We start from the raw sequence: 25985 nt of genomic DNA on the forward strand, positions 1-25985 counted from the left end.
CGTGGGTATATAGGGACAGAGCAATAGTCAGGAAAAGTCTTGAATGGTTTTTAGATGTTGTGTATATCTTAAGTAATCAATGATTTGTGCGTTGTGTTCGAGTTGTTGTGATTCCCCTGATCATGAGAGTTACTCGTAAATATTTACTAGCCCAGGAGCATGAGACTTGTGCGTCAGTATATCACTGCCTTTCAAGGGTCGTATGGAGAACGTTTCTTTTTAAGAAGGAGGAAAAGGAGTTTTTTAGGAAGACGATGCGGCAATATGAAGCGTATTGCGGGGTGAAGGTGTTGGCGTTTTGTCTGATGAGTAACCATGTGCATATCCTGGTGAAGGTGCCACCAAAACCTAAGCGAATGCTTTCAGATGCCGCCTTTTTAGAGAAGTTGGCTTTGATTTATAGCGATGAACACCTCGCGGATGTGAAGCGCTGGCTGGCTGAGTGCCGTGCTATCGAGAATAAAGAGGATCGGAAGCTAGCGGTGCGGGAGCTGAAGGAGCGCTACACGCGGAGGATGTGTGATTTGTCCGAGTTCATGAAGGCGGTGAAGCAGAAATTCACGCAGTGGTACAATAAGCGCAAGGGCACGACAGGCACGCTGTGGGAGGGAAGATTTAAGAGTGTGTTAGTGGAGGATGGCTATGCCACACGTATGACGGCGGCCTACATTGACCTCAATCCTGTACGTGCAGGAATGGTGAGTGATCCGAAGGATTATAGGTGGTGCAGTTATGGCGAAGCGTCTGCAGGTGTTGAGGTTGCTCAGAATGGTTTGTTAGAGGTGATGCGGAAGCCGGATGGCTATGCAGTAAATGAACCTCTAGCTGAGACCTGGCAAGAGGTGATGGGCGAGTACCGGATGATGATGGTTGGAGAGGGGGCGGCAGCCGATCAAGAGGCGCAGGGAGTACTGGGCGAGAGTAAATCGATACGGTATAAGAGACGAAATGGTTTTAGCGCGAGCGAGATTGATAAAACTCTAAAAACTGGAGGTAAACTGAGTGCTGCGCAAATGCTACACTGCAAGGTGCGTTACTTCACCGATGGCGTGGTGTTAGGCAGTCGTGAGTTTGTGGATAGGTTCTTTTATAGAATGAAGGAAGCTCGGCCAGAGCAGCATACTAAACGAACGACCGGAGCGAGGAAGTTACAGCAAGTTAGTGATTCCCGTATGTATAGTCTTAGAGATTTGAGGAAGGATATTTACCGTATTTAGTGTGAGTAGGCTATTTCTCCTACATTGGGTTATGGCGAAGCGGATGCTCTGCTTGGAAAATGAGAAGCTCGAAGGTTGAGAGTTTTCAGTTGGCAGTATTCGGTTTTCCGACTGGGATGGAGCAGGCCGTGGGACATGGCACCGCGGCCTACTAACTACTCTCCAGAATTCAAAAAATCCCCGGCGTGTCGGTACTCGCTGAGGCTCTGAAAATTTGTGGGAAGCTGGCTTAGCTAGGGTGTTAAGGTTTTTGGTAGTCTTTACCTTCCCAGGAGTCGAAGACTGAATTTTGCCATTTGTCTAACTGTTCTAGCATTGTAGCAGTGCGGTCGGCATCGGACTTCGAGAGATCCTTGGCTTCCATAGGGTCGGTTACTAGGTTGTAGAGCTCTACAGTCTGTTTGCCATTGCTGACGATACGGTGGATCTTCTAGGGCCATTGAGTCCAGGCGGCGTGGCCGTTGAAGTTGCTTCGGTCACGTTTGGGGAAGTCGTTGATGTTTTTGAGGAGGCGCTCGGGGTGGGGTGTGGCTTCTCCCGCCTGCTGGGCTTCCATCAACTTTTTGATGATTCTGTCACTCCAGGTGGATTGGCCGCTTTCGTAATGATGCCAAAATCCCATTCCAGGGCGTTCTTTTTGGGTGCCAGCAATAACGGGGGCGAGGTCGACACCATCGAGTCGAGGCTGGTGCTCTACCTCTGCTCCTGCGATTTTCAGAAGAGTGGGGTAGATGTCAGAGGTGTTTGCGGGGGTGTCGATCGTTATGTGTTTGAGCTTGGCTGGCCATTCTAGTAATGCCGGAACACGCAAGCCACCCTCGTAGATGCTCCCTTTTTTAGCCCGTCCACCAGCGGATTGTGTGACCAGTCCTCCATTGTCGCTGCAGTACCAAACGATGGTGTTGTCGGCGATTTCCATCTTGCGTAGTTCTTTGCGGAGGCGTCCCACTTGTTGATCTAACAGGTTGATTTCTAGAAAGTATCCGCGGAAGTGATCTTCGATACCGTACTTCTTTTTAAGGTCCTTGTAGAGGTCATCACCGCCGGGGAAATCGACAGGAACTTCTTTGTGTGGGTCGTGAGGCGCTGGAAACCACGTGACGGCAAACATTGGTTTGTCACCGTCCTTGTGCTTGTTGAGGAAATCGAGCGTGGCATCCATGGTGAGCACCGACCCTTGCCCTTTCAGTTGCTCGTACTTGCCGTTCTTTACGAGGTAGGGGTCTTGGTCAAAGAAATTGAGACCAGTGAGCCACTCGTCGAAACCAACTTTACCTGGCGATGTTGGGCTCTCGGGTTGGACCGACCCGATGTGCCACTTGCCAAAATGTCCGGTGACGTAGCCCGCGGACTGCAGTACCTCTGCTAGGGTGGTTTCATGGGGGCGCATTTAGTGGCCGTGGTTCGGTATGTTGGTGCGCATCGGGTGGCGGCCGGTGAGGACGCTGGCGCGGGTGGGGGAGCAGACGGGAGCAGACGCGTAAAAGCGATTGAAGACGACACTTTCTTTAGCCATGGCGTCTAACTCAGGAGTCTTGACGAACGGGTGGCCAGTGAAACCGCAATCTCCGTAGCCTTGGTCATCTGCCATTACGAGGATGATGTTAGGCCGTTGGTCTTTTGCTGGAGCTGATATACTAAGAGCCAAGATGGCGATGCAGCAAAGAGAGAATTTGATATGGGTCATCTGAATAAGGTGCCTTTATGTTAGTGGAAAATGGACACTTGAGCGATCGATTTCTTGCTAATGTATTGGCGTCAAATTTATTCTTCAGTGATAAAGGAAACGAGGTCTTTGCGCATCTTTTCTAGATCTGTTTGGTTCAGGTAGAACATGTGACCCGCATCGTACCAAGCGGTCTGGATGTTAGCGCGCTGCGCTTTGGGGAGCATCAGGTGGTCAATACTGTAGAGGATGCCGCTAGCTGGGGTGGCTAGGTCAGTGTGGCCGCATTGGATTAACACACGAAGCTTTGGGTTGTGTTTGAGAGCGCTGGCGATCGATCCGCTGAGGTTGACGTAGGAGTTGTTAGCATTCCAGTTCCACGGGTGAACCTTGCCGGTGAGGATTTCATAGACGCGTTCATCTTTCCAGCCGAGGTCACGACCGAGGTAGTCGAGCATAGCGGTGGAGATTGGTCCGTGGACTACTGAGTAGGAGGGGTCGTAGTCAGGGTGGTCGCTGGCAGTGTTGATCGCGTCCCATGCGACTCGGGCATCAAAGCGTCCTAGCACTTTACCTTCGCTTTTGAGCAACTGTTTGCGGAACTTGCTAGGGGAGATACGAAGGTGGTTGTCGATGATCCATTGTGGATCGAGACTGGTGAGCTCTGAGATTTTAGCCGCGATCTTTTGCTTGCTTGCGTCATCGAGTGTCTGTCCACGGTAGAGAGCTGTGCGGTAGGTCGTTGCCGCAAACTCCTGGCTTCTTTGACAATGGTTTTGCGGTCGCCTTTTATTTTGCCATGGAAATGCGCCGTGGCAGCTAATGATGGAAGAAAAATGGAGTAGGATAGGTCGTTGCCTGGACTAGGGCTCAGAGTGCGATAGTCGAGCAGTCCAGAGAGCAAGATCACTCCATTCAAATGCATGCCATAGCGCTGTTGTAGCTTGTCCGAGAGACCGGCAGCGCGGAGTGATCCATAGCTTTCACCGAGAACGAATTTTGGTGAAGACCAGCGCTTGTGCTGAGTAATCCATCGGCGGATGAAATCGGACATCGAATCGAGGTCGCCATTGACGCCGAAAAATTGCTTTGATTTGTCTTTGTCCTCAGGGCGCGAGAGTCCAGTCGCGACGGGGTCCACAAACACGAGGTCAGCGACATCGAGGATGGACTGTGGGTTCTCGACCACTGTGACTGGAGGAGCGAGAGCCTTGGTGCCATCCGCAGAGGTTGGGATGATTCTAGGTCCCAGTGCGCCGAGGTGTAACCAGACTGCTGAGGAACCTGGACCTCCATTGAAGGCAAAGAGGACCGGGCGGGTGCTCAGATCTTTGACGCCTTTCTTTATATAGCTGACGTGAAAGATGTTGGCTTGCTCTTCGCCTTTGTCATTTTTCAGTTGGAGTTCGCCAGTCGTCACTGTGTAGTCGATCTGAGCCCCTGCTATTGTGACCGATCCATCTCGGCTGACAGGTTCTTTTTGCTCAGGTTTAGCTTCGTCCTTTTTCTCCTTTTCTTCCGCTGCGCTTACGCTGCCCGCAGTGAGTAGGAGTCCAACAAGAAGGGTGAGTGGTGATGTCCAATGCATAGGGAGTAAACAAGCAGAGAATCGTCCATCTGTCATCTTTTCTTGAGATATTTCAACTAATTTTCTGGTGGAGGGGGAGAACTCTAGTTCGAGCTCAAGGTCTGATCGTCGATTGATGCCCTATCCAAACGCCAAAATTCATGATAACTCTAGAATATGTTGTTCAAGCGTCTCATCGCCTCCCTCTGTCTACTCGCTCAGCCAAGTTTAGTTTCTTGTGCTGCGGAGACCGATTTACCCACCGCGATTGCATTGGGTTTGATGGGTAAAGACGGTGGTGATCGACTCTTTTATTTCCCGACAAAGGACGCACCATTCACCCCCGCTAAGCACGGCTACAACTACGAGGACGTAACATTCACGGCGAGCGATGGAGTCAAACTCCACGGCTGGTGGATACCGGCCAAGTCAGCCAAGACGGCCAAGGCCACAGTCGTCTACTCTCACGGCAATGCTGGTTCCTTGCCGCACCACTTCGTATTCGTCTATTGGCTAGTGGATGCTGGCTACAACGTGATGATGTACGACTACCGAGGCTATGGGAAGTCTGGCGGGGAAATCTCTAAAGAAGGTATTGTGGAGGATGCCAAGGCCGCTTTTATCTATACAACTGGGCGCAAGGAGGTGGATGGAATTATATCCATGGGTCATAGTCTGGGGGGAGCGAAATCTATTGCAGCACTCGCCGAGTTGGCCCCGGAAAACCTCAAGGCTGTGGTGGTAGATTCAACCTTCGCTTCCTATAAGGACATGGCTGAGCGGGTGGCTGGACCGCGAGCGAGAAAGGTGGTGAGCGATACCTTTGAACCCTATGTTTACGTAAAGAAACTGCCGGAAGGTACGCCAATCCTCGTGGTGCATGGCTCAGACGATGAGACCATCCCATTCGCGCAGGCTGAGAGATTACTAGCGGCTGCAAATCCGCCAAAAAAATTGATGCGGGTGGTGGGCGGTAACCACGTGAATTGCTTTTTTGTCGATGACGGCAAATACCGCACTCAGCTGCTGCGCTGGATGGACCAGACTCTCGTTCCGTAAGATTGAAGATTTATCTACTTTTCTGTAGACAGAACGAGGTGGTTGGGGTAAATCCCAGCCCGTCTAAGGAGCAATCTTCAGACGTAAATAAGTGAATGGCAGGTTAGCTCAGTGGTAGAGCAGTGGAATCATAGTCCATTGGTCGAGAGTTCGAATCTCTCACCTGCTACCATTTATATAAATGCCCGTAACTGTAATGGTTACGGGCTTTTTCTTGTCTGGGTATTGAGGCGTTGGGTTCTGTTAAGCTGAATGCGACTATAACCCACCTTGATGGGTTGATGTTGGTGGAATATTCGACCCAGCATGAATGTGAAGCCATTTTTGAAAAGTGGGTGGTTTTGAATATTCCTGAATACGTACAGGGCAATGTATCAATTGGCCTATTGCTAGAAACAAGAAACGCTGCGAACCAATACGGTTGCAGCGTTTGCTTAAGATGGCGGGCCGGGAGGGATTCGAACCCTCGGTGACATCACTGCCACACACGCTTTCCAGGCGAGCTCATTCGACCACTCTGACACCGACCCCGTTATCTTAAATATTACCTCTTTCGAGGTGGGCGGAAGCTAACGAGTGATCTAGTTGATGGCAATGCTTTTTTTGCAAAAATCTAGATTGGTTTTTGACGGCTGAGAAATGCGCTCCTATATGGGGGGATGGCAGCAGGAGATGAGGTGATAGTATTGATGGATAATGGCTCATTGCGAGCTGAGGCGACTATACAGTTGCGCGTTTTGGCGGAGGCTCTTAGTGCCAATTTGCAGATGCCTGTCCATCCAGTTTCGTTGTTGCATTCGAGTAAGCTGGATCCAGCGGATACGGATGGGGTGGTGGCTCAGACTTTGGTGCCATTTCTGCGTGCTCAGAGGGCTCTGGGGAAAGATGAATTCACGATTATTCCTTTGTTTTTTGGACCGAGTGGGGCGCTGGTGGATTATCTGCCGCAGCGGGTGAGTGAGCTGAGGTTAGAGGGCTGGGGGGGCTGAAGGTGACTGTAGCGCCGACATTGGTGCGGCAGGCAGATACGCGCATAGCAGATATCATGGCATCGCTAGTGGCTGAGAAAATGGATACTCTGGGTTGGACGCAGGCGAGTGTGGCGATGTGCGACCACGGGACACCAGCGCGGGCAGTGAATGAGGTGCGGGAAGTTATTGCTAAACAGCTTCAGGAGTTGTTAGTTGAGAAACAATGCAGTGTCACTGCGTGCTCTATGGAGCGCCGTGAGGGAGCTGAGTATGATTTTAACGATCCTTTGTTAGGGAGTCTTCTCGGGGCAGAGGGCTATGAGGAGAAGGTGATCGTGTCGATGTTGTTCGCTGGGCCTGGTAGGCATGCTGGAGCGCAAGGCGATGTGGCCGAGATCTGTCAGGCGGCAAAGCTAAAGACCCCTCAGTTAGAAGCTGAGATGACTGGGCTGGTCGGGAGTAAAGTGGAAGAGTTGGTGGCTATTCTTGCGGATCGTTATCGTGAGCTTCACGTAGTTTCTTAACATCTAGGAGCTCTGCCTGCTTTTTGAGGAAGGCTGGCCATTCTGAGTTCGGGATGTTGCTCACAGCCCGACCAACCATGATGACTTCCCTGCTTTCAGATACGCGGCCGTTATGGTCGAGTGGAATTTTATCCCATGCTATGGCCATTCCTCGGTCGTTCTCATTGAGGCCATTGACGAAGTGCCATGAGCTGCGCTCAGGTTTGAGGTAGCCATGGTTGGCGTAGAATTTCTCGGCGGCTTCTAGATCGCCAGCTTTGCCGACGATAAGATCTAGATTGTCTTGATCGACCCATCCATTTCCGATAAGTTGTGTTAGAGCTAGCTTTGAGGGGTCATCAGAGTTCGGTAATTCGCCATCATGGCCCTCAGAGTAGCTGAGGAGAGCAAAGTATAGACCTTTTGAGCATCGGTGCGTGCGACCGTAGGGATACTGGCTTTTATAGTAGCCTCGGATACTGACAGTGGCGATAGTGACAATTGCCAGAGAGATGAGGATTACGTATTTCTTCTTCTTCGACATGGACTGAAAACTAACAGAGGTGGAGTCAGTTTGTGAAGAGAGTTTTGTAACGGACACAAAAAAGCCGCATCTTTATCAGATGCGGCTTTTTAGCGGTGGAGCGGGTAGAGAGAATCGAACTCTCCTAGTCAGCTTGGAAGGCTGGAGCATTACCACTATGCTATACCCGCTTTACCGTTAGAACATCGCCGTGTTGGTGATGTGGGAGAGTATTAGGCTAGGCCAGCGCTTGGCTCAAGCCTAAACTTGCATAAATTTCACGTGTCGCCTTCGACTTATTGAGTGTGTAGAAGTGAATGCCATCGACTCCGCCGTCGAGGAGCTCGAGGCATTGTTGTGCAGCGTAGTGAGTACCAATGCGTTCCACAGATTCTGGGTTGCCATTGGCGCGTTCTAGGGCTCGGAGTAGCTTGGCTGGGTAGCGAGCGCCTTCGGCGAGTTCAGCCATGCGGCTCATGCCTTTGACCGAAGTAACAGGCATGATTCCTGCGATAATTGGGATAGTAATCCCAGCAATTTGGCAGCGTTCGCGGTAGTCGAAGAAGTCGTGGTTGTCGAAAAAGAGCTGGGTGCAGATGTAGTCGGCGCCGGCATCGACTTTGGCTTTCATATATTCCATCTCTAACACCCGATTTGGAGTGGTTGGGTGGCCTTCTGGGAAGCCAGCCACGCCAATGCCGAAGCCACGAGCGTCGGGGTGGCGTCCAGATTGGTTGAATTTTTTGATAAATGCGACGAGGTCTGCGGCGAATTTAAAGTCATCATTGGAGCGATCATAGTCTGGTTGGTCGCGTGGCGGGTCCCCACGGAGGGCGAGGATATTGGAGACTCCTGCGTTAGCATAGCGCTGAAGGATAGCGTCGATTTCGGCTTCAGTGTGGCCAATGCAGGTGAGGTGAGGAACGGGTGGGATTCCAGTAGTTTCCTTGATTCTGAGTACTAGATCGTGAGTGAGGTCACGGGTGGTGCCGCCAGCTCCGTAGGTGACGGAGACAAACGATGGTTTGTAGGGTTCAAGCTCAGCGATGACTTGGTAAAGAGCGTCGAAGCTTTCCTTGGTACGTGGAGGAAAGAATTCAAATGAGAGGGACGGGCCGTCTTGGCTAAGAATGTCAGAAATGTGCATGAACGGCGCATTTGTGGAGTATGAATGGAGGGAAGCAAAGCCAAAAAGCCGTCAAGGAGGGTGTAAGTTGCTGCATACTTAGAGCGTAGTTATAAAAAATTGGATAAGAGAGGGGGCTTGAAGCGCTTGATTGGAGGAAAGGATTCGACAAGTGAGAATCTCTGAACGATGATACACACCTCATGCATGGGATGAATATTTATGTCGGGGGAGAACTAGAACTATGAAGATAAAAAACACAATACGTAATGTTGTACTCAGTGGTGCAGCAGCTTTGTCTACTGTAATACCAGCTGCGGCTGCTGAGACTGATTTCAATGAAGTCGGTAAGCAGATGTCGATCATGCTGCAAAATCGACATTATGACCGTCTTCCCTTTGATGCAAAGTTAAGTGAGAAGATCTTCAAAGTGTACGTCAATGAGCTCGATTACGGGAAAATGTTTTTCACTCAGAAGGACATTGATGCGCTCGAGAAGGAATACGGAACACGCCTTACCGATTTATTACTTCACAAGGAGAGCATGAAGCCGGCTCAGGCTATCTATAACCTTTATCGCAAGCGTGTCGATGAGCAGACCGAGTTTGCTAAAAGGCTTCTGACGGAAGCAAAATTTGATTTTAGTGGGAACGATACGATCGTACGCTCGCGTCGCGATGTGAAAGAGCCTACGGATACGGGCTGGCCGGCTGATAAAGCGGCAGCAAATAAACTTTGGAGTGGAATGATTGAAGACGCGATGCTTTCTGAGACATTACGTCGATCCATTATTGAGATTCGAGCCAAGGAGCAAGGAAAAGAGAACCCACTGAAAGATGAGAAGGCTATCGGTGAGAAACTCAAGCTACGATATGAGCGAGTGAAGCGCGCGGTGGACGGTGTCGACAACGAAGACGTTGCAAACTTTTTTCTCAGTGCTGTGGCCAAGTCATATGGTCCGCATACTGATTACTTTAGCGCACGTGAGATGGAGCGTTTCATGTCAGGTATGAGCAACGAATTTGTCGGTATTGGAGCAATGCTCCAAGGTGAAGAAGATGGAGCAACTAAGATCATGGGAATTGTCAAAGGTGGACCAGCTGAATCAGCAGGTGAGCTCAAGCTCAATGACCGTGTGGTAGGAGTAGACATCAACAACACAGGCAAAGTGGTCGACATCATGTTCATGAAGCTCGACAAAGTCGTCGATAAGATCCGTGGTGCAGCTGGGACTAGTGTCCGCCTCAAGGTGGAGCCAGCAGATGGTGGTGAGCCAAAGTTTATTGTCATCAAGCGAGGAACCGTCGAGATGGGCGAGTCGTTTGCTCAGGGCGAGATCATTGAACGCAAAAATGCAGACGGTGAATTGAGCCGCATTGGTGTGCTTACCTTACCTTCGTTCTACGCTAACTTTGACACCGGTGAGACCCGTTGTTCGGTGGATGTGGAGAAAATTCTACTCCGTTTCAATAAGGAAAAGGTAGAAGGCCTTGTTCTAGATCTTCGTGGTAATGGTGGAGGATCACTCGAAGAAGTCCGCCGCATGACAGGCTTCTTCACGGGTAAAGGTCCCGTGGTGCAAGTTAAAAACTACAAGGGCAGTATCGATCTGAAGAGTGCTTACGATAAAGCAATTTTCAAGCAGCCAATGGTTGTGTTGATCGATAAATCTAGTGCCTCGGCGAGTGAAATTCTTGCGGGAGCTCTACAAGACTATAACCGCGCGCTCGTCGTCGGTACCAGCTCTACTTTTGGTAAAGGTACAGTCCAGCAGCCTATGGATATCTCGCGCTTGATGCCTTTCTTTGCTAACCGTGAGCGTGCAGGATACCTCAAGCCAACAATTCAGAAATTCTACCGAGTTTCTGGTATGTCGACTCAAAATAAAGGGGTCGAGGCTGACATTGTTCTTCCAAATATAATGGATGCCATCGAAGTCGGAGAAAAGTACCTCTACTACGCATTGGCCTACGACAAGATTCGTCGCGCTCCTGGATATATAGCAGCTGCCCGCGAAAACCTCTTTATCGCTCAGTTGAAGGGCATGAGCCTTGAGCGCTTGGAGCAGTCGAAAGATTTCGGCTACCTCGAAGACGATGTGAAACGTACCCAAAAGAGGATTGAGCAGAATGAGCTTTCTCTTAACCTCGAAGAGCGTCAGGCAGAATTGACCGTAGCTGAAGCTCGCACCAAGGAACGCAATAAAGAGCGTATCGCACGTTTCGCAAAAGTTCAGAAAGAAGATAAAGCGAACATGACATTCTACAAAGCGCACCTAGATGACCTCAAGTCGGCGAAACTTCCCGTTTTTGATCCATCCTCAGATGACAATGACTACATGAAGCGTGCTGTGGACGAGATCGAAGAGCTAGACATCACCCCAGAGTGGCCATCAGGAATCGACCCGGTGAAGCGTGAGGGGATTGCTATTCTCAATGATCTTTTGAAAATGACAAACCAGGCCAAGATGGCTGGTGTACTTAACAAGTAATCAAAAATTTTCCAGAACCCGTTCGTTCAGCTGGCCTTGCGGGTTCTTTTTTGTATGAGCGAAGATGAGCAGATTCGTCAAGCACTGCACTCCATGTTGGAGGAGTCTATGCAGCGGCTTGAAGAGCTTACTGATGCAGTATTTGCTTCTAAGGTGAATGTTGTCTGGAACACGCGGATGCGCTCTACTGCTGGTCGGGCATTTTGGCCAGAGGCGAAGGTCGAGCTGAATCCTAAGTTGATTGCGATTAGCCTAGAGGAAGTCCGTAGAACCTTGCTCCATGAGTTGGCGCATCTCTTGGCGTACCATCGTTGTGGTCGTCGAAGAATAGCTCCGCATGGGGTGGAGTGGCAGCGAGCCTGCGTAGATTTAGGGATTCCAGGTGAGCGCGCCACACATAGTTTGCCTCTGCCTCGTCGGCAGCAGCAAAAAAAGTGGCGCTATTCTTGCCCTAGCTGCGGTGATGGAGTCGATCGAGTCCGTAAAATGAAGCGCTACGTCGCTTGTTTCCCTTGCTGCCAAAAATTCAGTGGCGGCATGTATAATAAAAAGTTTCTGCTGGTGTTAGAGCAGATCGTTTAGCGTTGGACTACCTGCCATCCGGCTGCTTCAAATCCTGATTTCGCTTTCGAACTCATTTGGCCGTAGATCAATGCTCGGTATTTCATCTGCGGCATTTTTGGTGCTTGCGCAAAATCGGCGATACGTGGTGTCCACGAGATGTAGTCGACAGGCGCGACAATCTCTACGATTCCTTCTTTGGTGACACCTGCAGGCATTCTACCCACTGTGGTGAGAGCTGCGTAGGGGGTCTTCTTGTTCTGAGCTTTGAGTTTCATCATTACCTGATTGAGGTAGCGGGCTTGCTCTTTACTGAGGCAATTGGCCGCGATGCCGAGGGCGTTGAGCCTGTCACCATTTTTGGGGAATTCTTTGAGTGCCTCTATGATACTATGGCGTTGTGCTATGCTGAGGTCTTGGTTGCGAAAAACAGCTTCAATCAATGTTTCGCTGGCTCCGAGGGTTAGCATGGATTCACGGTCACGCAGCAGCAGCTCACTGGGGGTTACATCGTAAATGTCTTCTGGGAGACCGACTGTTTTGGTGGCAGTCATGGCGGCAGATGCACCACCTGATACCGCAGACACTCCTAGACGAAGCGGGAGGCCACCAGCAAAGAATGCCCAAGTGATTTTCTCCATTTCAGATTGCAGGAGGGCATTGTCGCTATATGGATCTACTCCTAGTTTTCTTGCGCAGTCGAGCTTGGCTTTATCAAAGCCTGCAATGCTTTTTGCGGATTTACCGAGGCCTTTCCCTGCATCTTCAATGGCTTCGGCGGAGTCTTTGTTTTTGTCTCGGTTCGCCCATTTATCTTCGACTTTATCTGAGGCATTTGAGATGGACGAGCCCACTTTTTTGAAGAAGTGACCGACCGTGGCGGGGGCTTTCCTAAGGGCACCTTCCGGGTCTTCTGCGATGTTTTTTACCGCATCAATGGGTGCTTCGATTGATCGCTTGAGGCCATCTGCAAAGAGGTCAGTGCGGCTCGTTTCAACTAAAGTTTTGATCGCTTTGAGCTCGTTGAGCCGCTCGGCCAGTTCGTTCATTCCGTTGCACTGGATCTCGCCGTAGTTGGAGTCGATGGTGAAATGGATCATGAAGCCATCGCTCGGGCAAAACTCGCGGATGCGGTGAAGGTCACTCTTGATGAGCGCTGGGGGGAGTAGCTTCGAAGCTTCAAATGTAGGAGGTTTTTCAAATGAAGTGGGTGCTTGAGCGTAAGTTAAAGTAGAACTAAGGGCTAATAGTCCGCCGCTGATACAGCTGATAAAGGGATTCATTACTAACATATAGGCTAAATTCTGAATTGGGACAAGGTTAAGATATTTATCCTATTGTCCGAAAAAACGAGCAGATTTGGTTAGGGCTTTTCAAGCAGCAATGGAATGCGTCATTGAGCACAATGGGGGGCTCAACTGAGCTGAAGTAAAGCAGTATGTCTAAGACTCCACTTTCTCTTCGAGCTTCTTTTGCATTCTTTTGGAGAGCATAGGGCGGATGAGGCCGTAAAGAAGGTAGAGTGTGAAGATGAGGGTTGGTGTGTACCAACGGGTCTGCTCGTTGAGTAGAAGCATGAAGAAGATTGCTCCGATCACGACTCCCCAGAGTGAACCTTTGGTGCGCCAATCTACTTTTTTGAAGCTGGGGTAGCGGACATTACTGAGCATCAGAGCTGAGAGGCCTAACATCGCAGCTGCAAGCACGTAATTCCAGGCTCCTAAACCCTGGGTTGTATTGGCTGATCCAGTGTAGAGGTGAATGATGAGGAAGGTGATGGAGGCGATGAAGCCAGCTGCCATAGGAATTGGAATACCTCTAAAGTCCATGTTGTCGCCAGGTTTTTTAGGCATGTTAGCCAGGCAGTTGAAGCGGGCGAGCCGCATCGCTCCACAGAGCAGGTAGATGAAGGCGATTGCCCAGCCTATTTTAAAGTCACCGAGTTGTTCTGAAAGTGGAAAAAGTACCGCCTTGGATACGAGGAGGGCTGGAGCCATGCCGAAGGAAACAACATCGGCAATCGAGTCGAATTCCTGGCCGAAGGGAGATTCTTGGCCACCGAGTCGTGCCAGTCTACCGTCGAGAAGATCGAAGATGCAGGAACCAAAAATGAGCATGATGGCCTGCTGGTAAAACTTATAAGCTTCTGAGAACTCGTCGTGCTGCATCCCCTTGAAAATCGTGAGCACAGCAAAGAAACCGCAGCAAAGATTGCCCGCAGTCATCAAGTTGGGCAGCAGGTAGATTTTTGGTTCTTCGTATTCCTCACTCATCGCAGTTCTACATAGGCATAATTGTTGGGGAAGAAACAGTGGAAAATGCTGGCAGATGTGATTACCTTGACCACGCAATGGCAGATCTAGATGCATCCACACCGATGGCGAGCTTACTTGCTCGATTCCCAGGCGCTAAGCGCGCACTTTTTGCCCGTTATCATATCGGCGGTTGTAGCTCGTGCGCTTACCGAGATGACGAAACCTTGGCTGAGGTTGCGACCCGCAATGAGATTGATGTGAGCGAGGTGATCGAGCACATCCTGCAAAGCCACACTGTGATGCAGCGATGTTGATCGCCGCTAAGGATGTCAAAGAGTTAGTCGAATCGGGAGCTGAGATAGTATTCCTCGACACCCGTACGCGCGAGGAGCATGAGGCTGTTGCCATTACTGGCTCCGAGTTTATGACCCAGGAACGCCAGCAAGAGCTATTCGGATCGGCTAAAGAAGACACCACTATTATTCTCTACGATCACACTGGTGGTAGAGTGCTCGATACTTGCGCTTGGTTTCAAGGGCACGGTCTCAAAGGGACCCGGGGTGTGATCGGTGGGATCGATGGCTGGAGTAAAGAGGTCGACAAGTCGGTGCCTAGATACCGACTAGAAATGGACTAGTTGCTCCATGGTTCTTCGAGTAACGACTCGTGAACCACAACCTTTCTAGGGTGCTGGCGGTGCAGGTTTCTACGGTATTCAGCTACGGCGTCTTTGCGACGTGAGGTTTCGAGCGCTACTATGATTTCAGTTTCGAGTGTCTCGAAGCTCTCTAGCTTGGAGGGTTTGGAGTCAGTGACTTCGACTAGGTGCCAGCCTAGCTTTGTCTTGATGATGGCTGGCTGGTGTGGTTCGAGAGCGAAGACAGCATCGGCAAAGTCATTTGGAATGCGTTGCTGGCTCAGCCATCCCAGATCTCCACCTACTTTTTTGCTGCGCTCATCTTCGCTGAGCTTGGAGTTGAGTGAGGCGAAGTTGTTGGTTGCTGATTGGATGAAATCGAGAGCCTCATTCAGCGAGCGCTGTGCGTCTTCTTCGGAATGTTCAAGCGCTGCGAGGAAGATGTGACGGACTTTTCTGAGGGCGGGAGTTGTGAGTGATTCGGTGTGTGCCGTGTACCACGCGCGTGCTTCTTCGTCGGTTACGGCGATGCCGCGTGCTATGTGGAAATCTAGGTATTTGTTTTGCTGCAGCCGTGCCGCAATTCTGAATCGAAGTTCTTTTTCTCCTTCAAACCCAAAATCAGCCATCGCCTTTATGAGGTCTTGAGGGTTGTTGAATCGGCTAGAAAAGCGGAGCATTACAGCTTCGATCTCAGCGTCAGTGACTGGGAATTCCTTGTCGTTGAGTGCTACTTTTTCTCGTAAGAGTGAGAGGTCGCAGAGTTCACGAAGGACGGCTTTGCGTAGTGCAAGACGTTCGATTTCTCCGACATCTTCACGGCTGCGGCCACCGCGCCAAAGGAGGTCGTCGACCCCATAGTCCACTTGGCTGAGTAAAATAGGCTTGGTGAAAACTCGGGCGACAATTCCCCGTTCGAGGTCATTGCTTAACTTCTCAGTCGGCGATCCCTGCATTCGATAAACTTGCTTTTTGAGAGGCCCTTCAAAAAGCACGAGGTCGAAAAGTAGATAGAGCATCAGCACTGACCACGCAGCGAGGCGGATCACAAATGGAGAACTCATTTTCATATGCAGTGTTTCTAAGCGCGCAGGCACAAAAAAGCCACACAACAAAAGCTGTGTGGCCTAGAAAGATAGAGTCGCGTCAGATTAGTTGACTGCAACCGCTTCTGCACCAGTTTCGCCAGTACGGATGCGGATCGCTTCGTCTACAGTAGAGAGGAAGACTTTGCCGTCACCGATCTTACCAGTGTTTGCGCTTTTAACGATTGCTTCGGCGACTTTCTGAGCTTGATCGTCGTCGACTACGATGTCGATTTTGACTTTAGGCAGAAAGTCTACAGTGTACTCAGATCCGCGGTAGATTTCAGTGTGGCCTTTCTGGCGGCCGAAACCTTTGACTTCAGTGACAGTCATGCCCTGAACGCCGACTTCAGCGAGTGCTTCTTTGACTTCTTCGAGTTTGAATGGCTTGATGATTGCTTCGATTTTTTTCATAGCTTAAAACAGTTTGTCTTGATTGTTTGTCAGCAAGTAGCGTGCCAACATTTGGGTTGATCAGTATTTTTGATTTATTGTTACAACGTTAGAGGAGGCGCTGGCTGCTTGCAAGAGAAGAAAACGAGATTGTGTGTCTGTGAAATTATTCTAGCGAAGAACATATCGAGGACCTGGGAGTTGACGGATGAGCCTCTTCATTTCAAGTCTTAGTAAGGTGGTGATTACGGTGGAGACCGGAAGCTTGGAGCTGTTGACGATATGATCGATGAGGGTCTCTTCTTTGCTGAGGGCGTCAAAAACACATTGTTCCGTGGCATCGAGTTCTTTCGGAGGAGAGGATGCTGGTTGGACTTCGAGCTCGAAATTGAGAGGCAGGGTTTCGAGGTCTTCTAAAATGTCATCGGCACTACTTACGAGTGAGGCACCGTCACGGATGAGTTGGTTGCAACCAGCCGAGGTGGGCCTATCGATTGGCCCTGGGACGGCGTACACGGTTTTGCCCATTTCGATTCCCAGGTTCGCTGTGATTATTGAACCCGACCATTTTGGGCATTCTACCACCAGCACGCCTGTAGACCACGCGGCGACAATTCGGTTGCGCATGGGGAAGGTTTTCTTGTCTGGACGTTGTTGAAGTGGAAATTCTGAGATCACAGCTCCATGGCCATTGGCGATCTCTTCAGCGAGTTTGAAGTTTTCTGGTGGATAGAGCTGAGCGAGGCCTGAGCCAATGACTGCGATGGTACGGCCTTTGGCTTCGAGTGCTCCTCGGTGGGCAAAGGAATCAATCCCTCTTGCTAGCCCTGAAATGATGGTTAAGCCTGAGCGTGCGAGGTCGCGGGAAAATCCTAGAGCAGCTTGTTGACCGTAGTGTGTGGTGCGGCGTGAACCTACGATTGCGATGGCGTGCTTATCAGCGGCAGTGAGATTCCCCCAGATGTAGAGCGCGAGTGGGGGATCGTACATGTGGCGAAGGGCTTCGGGGTAATCCGAGTCATCTTGAGTGATGATGGAGATGCCCCTAGCTTGGCATCGTCGAGCTCTTTGCTGAGGTCAATATGCTGTTCCCATTGGGAGATGATACGTGCAGTCTCTGGGCCTATCCCATTGCTCTGAGTGAGCTGGGATTCACCAGCTTTGAGAATAGCCTCCGCTGAACCGAGGCGCTCGAGTAAGCGCCGAACCCTAATGGGTCCAATCTTCGGCAGCATATTCAGAGCTATAGTGGCTTCGCGTGAATTCATCTTGAGTTGAATGAGTAGCTGTTAGGATGTGCTAGATCGTTCTCGCTCGCAAGAATGAAATGTGTGGGCGCAAAAAAGCCGCAGGCGAGAACGCTTGCGGCTGGAAAGGATTGCTGTCCGTCGGGCTGCTATTTTTTGTAGACTGAGTCCGGATCGAATGTCAGGTCTTCGGTGAACGCGAGCGCGGTAGGTGCGCTACCAGCTTCGAGGTCGACCTTGCGGTAGAAGCAGGAATTGCGGCCAGTGTGGCATGCCCCAGCACCTTGTTGATCAACATAAACGATCACGGCGTCTTGATCACAATCGGTCCGAATCTCGACCACCTTTTGGGTGTGGCCAGAAGTCGCGCCTTTGTGCCAGATTTCTTGGCGGCTACGTGAATAGTAAACCACTTCACCTAGCTTGAGGGTCATTTTGAGTGATTCTTCATTCATGTAGGCGAGCATCAGTGGCTCTTTGGTCACTGAATCCATGGCAACGCATGGGATGAGACCATTTTCATCGAACTTAGGGGCGAAGACTGCCTTTTCTTCAACGGACTTCTTGTCCTCGCGTTCGCCAAAACTAATGGATGTGCACATAAGATGAGTTCGCTATGGAATTAAGCGGCAACAAATTTCAAGCGCTCGTCAGAGGCTAGAATCTCATTGAGGTTCTCCCAGCCAGACTCGGTCTGGAGGTTGAAGATGTTGAGGTAAAGACTTACCAGTTGTGGGTCGAAGTCCACCAGTAAAGTGTCGATAGCTGCTTTGAGCTTATCTGTGTCGAACGTTTCTGGGAGGGCTCCATCGACGGATCCTTTGCCATCGTGTTCAATGCCCATGGCGTCACAGAATGCAACGAGCAGCGTTTGTTGGCCTTGCATGAAGTAGACCTGGAAAAGGTGCTCGCCAATCATGTCGCTGGACTTGAGTTTGAGTGTCTTGTGCATCCAGGAAATTTGCTCAGGGATAGACTTTTTCTGGACGAAAACTGGACGCAGTTTGCGGTCGTTAGCAAGTGTTGCGACAGTGGTCTTGTAGAGGTCACGTTCTTCGGCTCGCATCCATATGAAGAGGTCTACAATGATGGATGGCTTGATATTTTGATAAATTTCGTATGCGTTCACGGTCGTATAATATGAAGTGAAAATAAGGGCTGACGCAGTGAAGCAGCTATGGGTGATCCGTCAAGGGTAGGATCCTACAAGGTACCAATATTGTACATCTTGGCAATTCCTACAAAACCCCTAGAAAGAGGAAATTTAAATGTATAAGTCATTCATGTAGAGTGTCTAGATTCCCACGAAAACGCACAATTTTGGCTTTTGTCGAGCGCGGCCACTCTTGGAGTTATTCCCAAGATGTGACGAAGTCATTCTCGTCCCCATCCTGACCTTCTTCGCCGTAGGTCCAAATGAGGCTGCGCTTTTGTTTGATTGTGGTGTTACCAAATTCATTAGGCTCGTCGATCTCCTCGTCAAAAGTGCCGTCGAGCATGATATAGAAGTCCCCGCCGAAACTGTTTACTAAAGAATCAATGTCACCATTAGCGAGATAGACAAGCCCGCTTACGCCATTGGAGGCATCGGGAAGTGAAGCGACGAAGTTTTTCCCTGTAGTATTACGATCCTTGGTGTTGCCGGCGAGAGCATTGAGTAGGTTAACCTGATCTAATTCGATTTCGTCGTCTGAGCCGGCATCAATAGGAAAATAACCGTAGTCGTCGTAAAAGTCTTCAATGCCTCGTTCGATAGTGACAATCATAGCAAGATTTTTCTTCAACTTGCTACTCTTGATCATCTTTCCCGCGACGGGGTAAGCTATAGCAGCAAGAACTGCGATGATGGTTATAACGACGAGGATTTCGACGAGGGAGAAACCGCGACGAATAAATTGTGAGTATGAGGTTTTTTGCATAGCATTCATGAACTAGGGTAACATTAAGCGTCAGAGGCACCCGATTCCAATTCTTTTTTTGACACATGCTCTCGAGACTTTGATAGCTTGACCTTTATCGATTATACAATTACTTTGTAAATACAGATTGAGGCGAGACGATTAGCTAGCAATTTTTTTAAAAAAGTATTTTAACTCCAGCCAGAAATCTCTAGCGTACCAAGCAATCCATGAAAAACCGTTTCAATAGCCACACCTCCCCAAGCCGTAAGGCATTCACATTGATCGAGATGCTGGTTGTCGTGGTGATAATTTCCACGCTACTAGGCATTGGGGCTCAAGTGATGAAAAATACGACGACAGCCCAGGGGACTGACACAGCTGCCTCAAAAGCGGAGAGCCTCTTTGCTGAAGCGCGTAGCTTAGCAAAAACCAGTGGATCTTCGACACGTGTAGTAATCTACAAGAGTGGCGGTACTGGTGAAAATCGTTCCAAGCACTTGCGTTACATGGGTATTGTCGGACAGCAGCAAGATGCTGACGGGTTTTACTTAAAGGACGGGGATGGAAATCCTGAATTTAAAGATCAATTGAAAGCACGAGGTGTACAGCTCCCGCCCAAGGTATTTTTCAATGCTAATCTGAGTGGTGGGACTGACCTAGCGACTATGGATGTAAAAATCCCTGGTTTTGATCTACCTCAGGAATGTTACTACTATGAATTTAATGACGCAGGATTTTTATTTGTGGATCCGCCTCATCCAGCTAATGATCCAGACCCAGTCGGAGTTTTTGTAGTACAGTCAGGGAAGCTCTACCCCACAGATGATACGCCGAAAGAAGCTAAGAACGGGAGCCTAGACGTCGGCGGTTTCGCTATCTGGAAGCGTGGCAATACGACCTTGTTTAGGGCGCCTAGCCAAATCCCAGATTTAAGCAACTCAGAGGATCCAAAATTCTAATGTCATCAGACTGAGATTCTATTCTAATTTTATGAAAAAAAACATTTCTTCCCGCAAAGGCTTCTCACTCGTTGAAGTGGTCATTGCCATCGGTATTGTTGCCGTACTACTGACCACCTTCATGGCCGTCTTTGGTCCAGCTCAGAAAAATATCAACAAAGCTCTCGGAGTCGCCGAAGCTAATCGACTCGTTCATACATTGGAAAATGAAATGGCGATTCTACGACCCGGGGAGTCTGACTATATTTCCTCGTTCGATAAAGCCTTCCAGTGGATTAAAGATTCTCCAACGGAAACTAGCGCTATTGTCGTCTATCAGTATCAAACACTTCCAGGAGTTGATAATGACGATGGAACTCTCCAGGCTGCTACAATTGACGTCGTGAATGATGATTTGAAATTCCCAGGAGTGGATTATATCACGCAGACTGTAGCTCGCCGCATCGACAAAGCAACGTCAGCAGCGCTCCTCACCGCTGAACTATCTCCAGGTATTGTGCAAGGGAAAGTTTATGCAGTGCGCATGACTCAGTTGGTCCAAGACACCACGACTGGATCAGGATTGATTTTGGGAACTCCCGGGCAAATAGAGAATCCAGCAGCAGGAAGTACGATACCTAACCCTACAGATGGCTCTCAGTATGATGACGGCTACATGACTCTTCAAGTGGAGTTTTTCCCACTTAATAACAACCTACACGCATACGTTACTGGAGGGGCTTGGGAATTCGATAAGTTAGGAACTCCCGTCGCCACTCAGAATATCGCAGTCCGCCGCTAGTATTTATATGAAAACTCACCCATCTATTAGAAAAGGTTTCACGCTCATTGAGCTGTTGACGGCAATGGCCATCACGACTGTCATTATTGGCGTCTTGATCGGAGCCACTCGTATGTCCATGGACGCATGGAAAGATAGCCGAGACAAAGCCCGAGCTTCTCGCTTAGCCAAAGAGAGTATTGAGCTAATGTCGCACGATCTAGAAGGAATCGTGATCCGCTCTGGTAATGAGTACGAATGGCTTTCCATTCGTATGGATGGTACTTTAGCTTCAACTGATTTAGGACCGTCGGCTAATGCTGAGATGAAAAACCCACTGGAGTTTGTTTTCTTCAGCGCTGCGACTGACCGCTACGATGGGGCAATAGGTACTGCAACTGATAATGGCGGCGATATCTCCACTGTGATCTACAAATTGGTGTATAAAGATCAATTTGAAGGAAGTGGAGGAATGCAATTTCCCGTGTTCTCGCTGTATCGTTATTTGATCAACCCAGATATGACATTTGATAACTATCTAGCTAAGCCTGATATTCAAAGTCTTGCAGCGGCTGAAGCTGTGACCAATGCCAATAACTTCATTGCCGAAAATGTCTACAATCTTACGGTTACTCTTATTTTTGAATTCAATAACGTTGCGACTGGGGTAATGGAGCAACAACGAGTTCCAGTCATGACCTCGGGTAATGACTTTCAAGAAATTCGAATAAAAGGGAATATGGTTGCTAAGGATGCCCTAGCCTCACCAACAGCTGCAAATATTGTCGACAGTAATGGTGTCAATGTTGCTTCATCAGCGCGCCTGGCAGGCGCCGAACTCGGCATTCTTGTACTTTCCGATTCAGGAATGAGAGGACTGAATAAGAAGCAATTCGCTGGTGATGCGGCATTCGCTAAGTTCGTTAAACAGAATAGCCACTACTTCACCAAGTCCGTGGTAATGCCGCGGCCGTAAAGCTGTATTTCAATTGCAGTCTCGTGAGAGACTTAGTTTTCCTCAACGCTCAGTAAATCGCTGAGCGTTTTTTCGTTTAGATCGAGGCTATGGGTGGCGCCATCTAGGATGTTGTTGGCGAGGGTATTTTTCTTTGCCTGCATCTGTTGGATCCTTTGTTCCACTGTGCCAGAGCAAATAAGCTTGTGCACCATGACTGGCTTGTCCTGACCAATGCGATAAGCTCGGTCGGTCGCTTGGTTCTCAACAGCAGGGTTCCACCAGGGGTCGTAGTGGATGACCGTGTCAGCCCCAGTGAGGGTGAGACCTGTACCGCCCGCTTTGAGAGAGATAAGAAACACTTCGCCTTCACCACCTTGGAAGCGTTCGACTAAGGCTTGCCTATCCTTTGTGGCTCCTGTGAGAATGAGATAGCTGACTTCTTCACTCTTGAGATAGTCCTCGATAATCGAGAGCATAGAAGTGAATTGCGAGAATATGAGAACGCGGTGGCCTTCCTGCCGCAGGGTGACTAACAGGTCGATTAGGTAGAGCATCTTGGCCGACTCGGTTTTGGACGCGTCTTGCATTGCTTGGCTGTTAAAATTGAGAAGGCCTGGGTGGCAGCAGATTTGGCGCAACTTGAGGAGGGCGTCGAGAAAGACAATCTGGGCCTCACCACCACGTGCGACAATCGCTTGGCGTACTTGTTTGTCCATCGCCGCGCGGACAGTCTCGTAGAGATCTTTTTGTGCCGTACTGAGTGTGATGGTGTGGAGGATTTCTGTCTTTGGTGGCAACTCCTTGGCAACATCATTTTTTGTGCGGCGTAGGATGAGTGGGCCTACCTTGCGGTTAAGAGCATCACGCTTTCCTTTGTCGTTTTGTTTCTCAATTGGTGTGCGGTAGTTTTCCGTGAAGGCGGATCGCTCACCTAACAAACCGGGCATTAGGAAGGCAAAGAGGCTCCATAGTTCTCCGAGGTTGTTTTCGATCGGAGTGCCTGAGAGGCAAAGCCTGTGATTAGATTTGAGCTGTCTCACAGCAATGGATACCTGAGCACTAGGGTTTTTGATGTGCTGAGCTTCATCCAGCGCGATCAGGTGATAGTAATGCTGCAGGTGCTGATCGAGGTCTCGATGAACCAGGGCGTACGAGGTGAGGACGAGGTCGTAGCTTGAGATTTTTGGAAAATGCTGATGCCGTTTTGGGCCTTGAAGGATAAGGACCTTAAGTGTTGGCGCAAATTTTGCAGCTTCACGCTGCCAGTTGACGACCACCGAAGTTGGAGCGAGGACGAGATGGGGGAGGCCCTTCGAACGACCACTGCTGATCTCTGTGAGAATATGGGTGAGCGTCTGGAGTGTCTTACCCAGCCCCATATCATCCGCTAGAATTCCACAAAAATGATGGCGGGTGAGAAACTGCATCCAGTAAAATCCGTGGAGCTGGTAGTCACGCAAGGTCGCTTTGAGTTCACAGGGGACCTCGACGACGGCAATTTTTTCGAGCGATTGGATTTGTTCGGCAATTTTTTCAATACCCTCTGGGACATCGAGTTCAATGTCCGTGTCATTCTCAAGCAAAGCGGCATCGAGGGTACTAACTTTGATCGGTCCATCAGTGAATTTGTATTCTAGCAACTCTCCGAGAGTGACCAACATGTGGCGGAAGCGGCCGACAGGTAGAGCTAAGCCGCGGCCATCTGGCAGGAAGATCATAAACTCTTGGCCTTTTGGTAGGCCATCGGTGACTTCTAAGAAGTTGTTAGTGAGCAGTGCTGCTAGAATTGGTTGTAGCTCGAAGTGTTCTCCATCAATTTCAAAACCTGCAGAGAGATTGAACCAACCTTTAGCTTCTTCGACCATTTCAGCCTTCCAAGTATCACTGCGGAAGATCAGAGGCTGGAGCCCTACGTGGGCGGAAAATTGTACTTCCCAATGGCGCGCTTCCAGTGCCTTGGTGGCCTCGTGGCGAAATCGTTGCCAGTAAAAGTCGGGGTGCGGCCATTGCTTATTGTCGGGAAACCAAATTTTCCCGCAGTCCTCAGCTTGGTCATCAGTTTCAATCATCCACTTCGGGCGGGAATCAAATTTTTTCTTCTGCTGAGGCGCTGGAGGATCTTTCGGTAAAAGGTCGAGCGCGTAGAGCGTCTGTAAAGCCGTCATCTCGGCTTCCCGTTGCCTGCTGATTTTGCGTTCGGCGGTAACGATTGGAAGTAACATCCCAGATGGCTCTAGTGGCACTTTGTGTTCATCATAGATAGCAAATGCGTGAGCGTAGATTTCCGGGCCAGATCTCTCAGAGCTGTTTCTACGTTCGATGCGGAGGAGAAAGCTGGGGTCGTCTGAGTTCTTAGTTGGAGCGGGGGAGGCAAGTCCTATGGTCTTTCCTTCAGTGACTGCACCCATGTGTGGCGTTTCGCCAAAAGCGATGGCTAGCCTTTCGCCTCTAATGAGGTGCTCAATGCTAGCGACGCAGTGCTCACAGTTGCTTTGCACTGAGCAGGAACAGGACGCGTCTATCTGCATTTCACCTTCTTCTAACCAAAGAGCGACGATGCTTTCGTGCTGGTGGCCTGAAGGTTCTGAGACGTAGCTGACTATTTCAACATCACCTGTCGGTAAATGCTCGGCCTTTGATTGATAGACTTTCCGTGCGTGCGCGAGCTTCTTTCCTTGTTGGAGAGTGCCGTTAGAGAAGAGGGGTTTCCATTGGTCGCCAGAGAGGTAGTCGGAGATAGATGGGATCGAGAGGCTTTGGCTCATTGCTGTGTCAGTGGAGAATGAATCGTAGTGCTGCTTAGTAATAAGACGAAAAAGAGCGGCAGATTCGCATCTGCCGCTCTCACACCTATATCCCAATCACTTAGGATTACTATTTTATGAAGCCCCAGCAAAACCACCGGAAAGTGGCTTTAACTTTGGCAGATCTCTTTTTCGCAAATTTTTACGCATCTTGGCAAGAGCAACATTCTGTAATTGACGAATTCTTTCGCGAGTGACCCCAAATTCCAGCCCGACTTCCTCTAGAGTTTTTGGATTCTGGCCGTCTAAACCGAAACGAGCATCGATGATTCTCTGCTCACGTTCGTCTAAAACGTCCAATAAGCCATCCAGTTGGGTGTGCATATTCTTGTTTTCTAGTGCTAGAGCAGGGTCGATAGCGTGATCGTCGCCAATAAGTTCTCCGTATGCGCTTGTTTCGCCTTCTTGCACAGGAGCGTCTAGTGACGCGGGGAGTTGTGCTGCCTGCTTGAGCATCGCTAGTTTCTTGCGGGGGATGCCGAGCTCTTCCGAGAGTTCGGAGTCAGTAGGCTCACGGCCTAAATCTTCAGCGAGCATATTGGAGATGCGGCGCATCCTTGAAATTTTGTCAACCATGTGGACAGGGAGGCGAATAGTCTTACTCTGATTCGCTAGAGCCCGCTTGATCGATTGCTTGATCCACCATGATGCGTAGGTGCTCAACTTGCCTCCTTTTTCAGGATCAAATCTCTCAACCGCCTTCATAAGTCCAATATTGCCTTCTGAGATGAGGTCTGAAAGTGGTAAGCCGTAGTTCGAGTAATCCTGAGCAATCTTCACAACAAGGCGAAGGTTTGCCTTGATCATGTGCGCTCTGGCCTTCTTGTCTCCGTTTCTAATCCTTTCAGCAAGTTCGACTTCCTGAGCTGGTGTCAGTAAGTCAGTTTTTGAGATTTCTCGAAGATAAATTCGGAGTGAGTTCTCGCTGTCGTATGATTTCATGATTTTGTCTTAGGTTATTACTTTTTGTTTTAGTTATGCTTGTCTAGATAATGTCTACAATTTTGAGCTAGTTGTTGTCGAGTTCTTTCTATGTATTCGTCTCTAGACTGGTGGAGCGCTCTTTGTTTACTTTTTTGTCTAAGTAATTTAAAAAACAATTTGTAACAGGTGTTCACAATATAAGAGGGGTGAAAGATGAATTTAATCCTCACAATTTTATGTTTTTCATGTCAATATTTGCAATGTTCTTATTTTAAAGGGGTTGTGGATTTTTTTTGGCTAGGATGAAGTACCCGTATAGAGAGTCTAGACACGAATGCGACACACTGATGAGGAGGTTTGTTTTCTGTATTCAGCATG

General features: G+C 49.4%; 27 protein-coding genes, 3 tRNA genes and 1 pseudogene. 12 read left to right on the plus strand and 19 right to left on the minus strand.

The window, feature by feature from the left end:
* Positions 1 to 122: 122 nt before the first annotated feature.
* Entirely contained in the window at positions 123 to 1217 is a 1095-nt protein-coding gene (locus tag BSZ32_RS10595) for a transposase (protein WP_105043384.1), read from the plus strand.
* Positions 1218 to 1458: 241 nt separating this feature from the next.
* Here BSZ32_RS10595 and BSZ32_RS20125 read toward each other — a convergent pair whose 3' ends face one another.
* The 4 genes and pseudogenes from BSZ32_RS20125 to BSZ32_RS10610 form a co-directional block, all read right to left on the minus strand.
* Positions 1459 to 1581 (minus strand): hypothetical protein, encoded by a 123-nt coding sequence (locus BSZ32_RS20125; protein WP_276308431.1) that lies wholly within the window; start codon positions 1579 to 1581, stop codon positions 1459 to 1461.
* A gap of 66 nt (positions 1582 to 1647) precedes the next feature.
* Positions 1648 to 2904 (minus strand): annotated as a pseudogene (locus BSZ32_RS10600) (sulfatase family protein).
* Between the two features lie 77 nt (positions 2905 to 2981).
* Positions 2982 to 3473 carry a hypothetical protein gene (locus BSZ32_RS10605; RefSeq protein ID WP_105043385.1) on the minus strand — a complete coding sequence of 164 codons (492 nt, stop codon included), beginning with the start codon at positions 3471 to 3473 and terminating at the stop codon, positions 2982 to 2984.
* Positions 3446 to 4471, minus strand: coding sequence for a S10 family serine carboxypeptidase-like protein (locus tag BSZ32_RS10610; protein ID WP_165788783.1), 1026 nt, complete (start codon positions 4469 to 4471; stop codon positions 3446 to 3448). Before BSZ32_RS10610 ends, BSZ32_RS10605 begins: the two co-directional genes overlap by 28 nt.
* Before the next feature lie 156 nt (positions 4472 to 4627).
* On the opposite strand from BSZ32_RS10610, the gene BSZ32_RS10615 reads away from it, so the two are divergent.
* Both BSZ32_RS10615 and BSZ32_RS10620 read left to right on the plus strand, forming a co-directional pair.
* Positions 4628 to 5509: an alpha/beta hydrolase gene (locus BSZ32_RS10615; RefSeq protein WP_105043387.1), complete on the plus strand. Its 882-nt coding sequence runs from the start codon at positions 4628 to 4630 to the stop codon at positions 5507 to 5509.
* Between the two features lie 97 nt (positions 5510 to 5606).
* A tRNA-Met gene (locus BSZ32_RS10620) sits at positions 5607 to 5681 on the plus strand.
* A 268-nt stretch (positions 5682 to 5949) separates the two neighbouring features.
* Here BSZ32_RS10620 and BSZ32_RS10625 read toward each other — a convergent pair.
* Positions 5950 to 6039, minus strand: a tRNA-Ser gene (locus BSZ32_RS10625).
* A gap of 129 nt (positions 6040 to 6168) precedes the next feature.
* On the opposite strand from BSZ32_RS10625, the gene BSZ32_RS10630 reads away from it, so the two are divergent.
* The gene (locus BSZ32_RS10630; protein ID WP_105043388.1) at positions 6169 to 6498 is read left to right on the plus strand and encodes a sirohydrochlorin chelatase family protein; all 330 of its coding nucleotides are present in this window, start codon (positions 6169 to 6171) and stop codon (positions 6496 to 6498) included.
* A gap of 56 nt (positions 6499 to 6554) precedes the next feature.
* Positions 6555 to 7004, plus strand: coding sequence for a sirohydrochlorin chelatase (locus BSZ32_RS10635; RefSeq protein WP_129589720.1), 450 nt, complete (start codon positions 6555 to 6557; stop codon positions 7002 to 7004).
* Here BSZ32_RS10635 and BSZ32_RS10640 read toward each other — a convergent pair.
* From BSZ32_RS10640 to metF, 3 genes are all read right to left on the minus strand, one after another.
* On the minus strand, positions 6961 to 7527 hold the full coding sequence (locus BSZ32_RS10640) for a hypothetical protein (protein ID WP_105043390.1): 567 nt from the start codon (positions 7525 to 7527) through the stop codon (positions 6961 to 6963). The two genes, BSZ32_RS10635 and BSZ32_RS10640, sit on opposite strands and share 44 nt — an antisense overlap.
* A 96-nt stretch (positions 7528 to 7623) precedes the next feature.
* Positions 7624 to 7697: transfer RNA gene (locus BSZ32_RS10645), tRNA-Gly, on the minus strand.
* A 47-nt stretch (positions 7698 to 7744) separates the two neighbouring features.
* A complete protein-coding gene (gene metF, locus BSZ32_RS10650; RefSeq protein WP_105043391.1) occupies positions 7745 to 8653 on the minus strand; it encodes a methylenetetrahydrofolate reductase [NAD(P)H] in 909 nt (302 codons plus the stop codon).
* 223 nt (positions 8654 to 8876) lie between these two features.
* Here metF and BSZ32_RS10655 point away from each other — a divergent pair, with 223 nt between their 5' ends.
* On the plus strand, positions 8877 to 11123 hold the full coding sequence (locus BSZ32_RS10655) for a carboxy terminal-processing peptidase (protein ID WP_105043392.1): 2247 nt from the start codon (positions 8877 to 8879) through the stop codon (positions 11121 to 11123).
* A gap of 54 nt (positions 11124 to 11177) precedes the next feature.
* Positions 11178 to 11705: a SprT family zinc-dependent metalloprotease gene (locus BSZ32_RS10660; RefSeq protein ID WP_105043393.1), complete on the plus strand. Its 528-nt coding sequence runs from the start codon at positions 11178 to 11180 to the stop codon at positions 11703 to 11705.
* Here BSZ32_RS10660 and BSZ32_RS10665 read toward each other — a convergent pair.
* Both BSZ32_RS10665 and pssA read right to left on the minus strand, forming a co-directional pair.
* Entirely contained in the window at positions 11702 to 12967 is a 1266-nt protein-coding gene (locus BSZ32_RS10665; RefSeq protein WP_105043394.1) for a hypothetical protein, read from the minus strand. The genes BSZ32_RS10660 and BSZ32_RS10665 overlap by 4 nt on opposite strands.
* Before the next feature lie 159 nt (positions 12968 to 13126).
* The gene (gene pssA / locus BSZ32_RS10670; protein ID WP_105043395.1) at positions 13127 to 13957 is read right to left on the minus strand and encodes a CDP-diacylglycerol--serine O-phosphatidyltransferase; all 831 of its coding nucleotides are present in this window, start codon (positions 13955 to 13957) and stop codon (positions 13127 to 13129) included.
* Between the two features lie 77 nt (positions 13958 to 14034).
* On the opposite strand from pssA, the gene BSZ32_RS19350 reads away from it, so the two are divergent.
* Both BSZ32_RS19350 and BSZ32_RS19355 read left to right on the plus strand, forming a co-directional pair.
* Entirely contained in the window at positions 14035 to 14253 is a 219-nt protein-coding gene (locus BSZ32_RS19350; protein ID WP_206018818.1) for a hypothetical protein, read from the plus strand.
* Positions 14247 to 14576 carry a rhodanese-like domain-containing protein gene (locus tag BSZ32_RS19355; RefSeq protein ID WP_206018819.1) on the plus strand — a complete coding sequence of 110 codons (330 nt, stop codon included), beginning with the start codon at positions 14247 to 14249 and terminating at the stop codon, positions 14574 to 14576. Before BSZ32_RS19350 ends, BSZ32_RS19355 begins: the two co-directional genes overlap by 7 nt.
* Here BSZ32_RS19355 and BSZ32_RS10680 read toward each other — a convergent pair.
* From BSZ32_RS10680 to BSZ32_RS10705, 7 genes are all read right to left on the minus strand, one after another.
* On the minus strand, positions 14573 to 15640 hold the full coding sequence (locus tag BSZ32_RS10680) for a peptidylprolyl isomerase (protein ID WP_165788785.1): 1068 nt from the start codon (positions 15638 to 15640) through the stop codon (positions 14573 to 14575). The genes BSZ32_RS19355 and BSZ32_RS10680 overlap by 4 nt on opposite strands.
* Positions 15641 to 15727: 87 nt before the next feature.
* Positions 15728 to 16075: a P-II family nitrogen regulator gene (locus BSZ32_RS10685; RefSeq protein ID WP_105043397.1), complete on the minus strand. Its 348-nt coding sequence runs from the start codon at positions 16073 to 16075 to the stop codon at positions 15728 to 15730.
* A 150-nt stretch (positions 16076 to 16225) separates the two neighbouring features.
* Positions 16226 to 17086 (minus strand): DNA-processing protein DprA, encoded by an 861-nt coding sequence (dprA, locus tag BSZ32_RS10690; RefSeq protein ID WP_240610714.1) that lies wholly within the window; start codon positions 17084 to 17086, stop codon positions 16226 to 16228.
* Positions 16969 to 17322 carry a helix-hairpin-helix domain-containing protein gene (locus BSZ32_RS19360; protein WP_206018821.1) on the minus strand — a complete coding sequence of 118 codons (354 nt, stop codon included), beginning with the start codon at positions 17320 to 17322 and terminating at the stop codon, positions 16969 to 16971. The genes dprA and BSZ32_RS19360 overlap by 118 nt, the downstream gene beginning before the upstream one ends.
* A 128-nt stretch (positions 17323 to 17450) precedes the next feature.
* Positions 17451 to 17903, minus strand: coding sequence for a phosphoribosyl-AMP cyclohydrolase (gene hisI, locus BSZ32_RS10695; protein WP_105043398.1), 453 nt, complete (start codon positions 17901 to 17903; stop codon positions 17451 to 17453).
* A gap of 20 nt (positions 17904 to 17923) precedes the next feature.
* Positions 17924 to 18430 carry a hypothetical protein gene (locus BSZ32_RS10700; protein ID WP_105043399.1) on the minus strand — a complete coding sequence of 169 codons (507 nt, stop codon included), beginning with the start codon at positions 18428 to 18430 and terminating at the stop codon, positions 17924 to 17926.
* A 223-nt stretch (positions 18431 to 18653) separates the two neighbouring features.
* Positions 18654 to 19220, minus strand: coding sequence for a type II secretion system protein (locus BSZ32_RS10705; RefSeq protein WP_165788786.1), 567 nt, complete (start codon positions 19218 to 19220; stop codon positions 18654 to 18656).
* Positions 19221 to 19429: 209 nt separating this feature from the next.
* Between BSZ32_RS10705 and BSZ32_RS10710 the strand changes: the two genes are divergently transcribed.
* The 3 genes from BSZ32_RS10710 to BSZ32_RS10720 are packed head-to-tail and all read left to right on the plus strand — an operon-like array spanning position 19430 to position 21897.
* Entirely contained in the window at positions 19430 to 20161 is a 732-nt protein-coding gene (locus BSZ32_RS10710) for a pilus assembly FimT family protein (protein ID WP_105043401.1), read from the plus strand.
* Positions 20162 to 20192: 31 nt separating this feature from the next.
* Positions 20193 to 20942, plus strand: a complete 750-nt coding sequence (locus tag BSZ32_RS10715) for a type IV pilus modification PilV family protein (protein ID WP_105043402.1) — start codon at positions 20193 to 20195, stop codon at positions 20940 to 20942.
* A gap of 7 nt (positions 20943 to 20949) precedes the next feature.
* Positions 20950 to 21897 carry a PulJ/GspJ family protein gene (locus tag BSZ32_RS10720; protein WP_105043403.1) on the plus strand — a complete coding sequence of 316 codons (948 nt, stop codon included), beginning with the start codon at positions 20950 to 20952 and terminating at the stop codon, positions 21895 to 21897.
* Between the two features lie 32 nt (positions 21898 to 21929).
* Here the strand turns inward: BSZ32_RS10720 and BSZ32_RS10725 are convergent, their stop codons facing one another.
* Together BSZ32_RS10725 and BSZ32_RS10730 are read right to left on the minus strand one after the other, a co-directional pair.
* Complete coding sequence (locus BSZ32_RS10725) at positions 21930 to 24644, minus strand: DEAD/DEAH box helicase (RefSeq protein WP_105043404.1); 2715 nt, start codon at positions 24642 to 24644, stop codon at positions 21930 to 21932.
* Between the two features lie 114 nt (positions 24645 to 24758).
* Complete coding sequence (locus tag BSZ32_RS10730) at positions 24759 to 25625, minus strand: sigma-70 family RNA polymerase sigma factor (RefSeq protein ID WP_105043405.1); 867 nt, start codon at positions 25623 to 25625, stop codon at positions 24759 to 24761.
* Between the last annotated feature and the right edge of the window lie 360 nt (positions 25626 to 25985).

It is taken from the genome of Rubritalea profundi (assembly GCF_002954445.1).
Lineage (GTDB): Bacteria > Verrucomicrobiota > Verrucomicrobiia > Verrucomicrobiales > Akkermansiaceae > Rubritalea > Rubritalea profundi.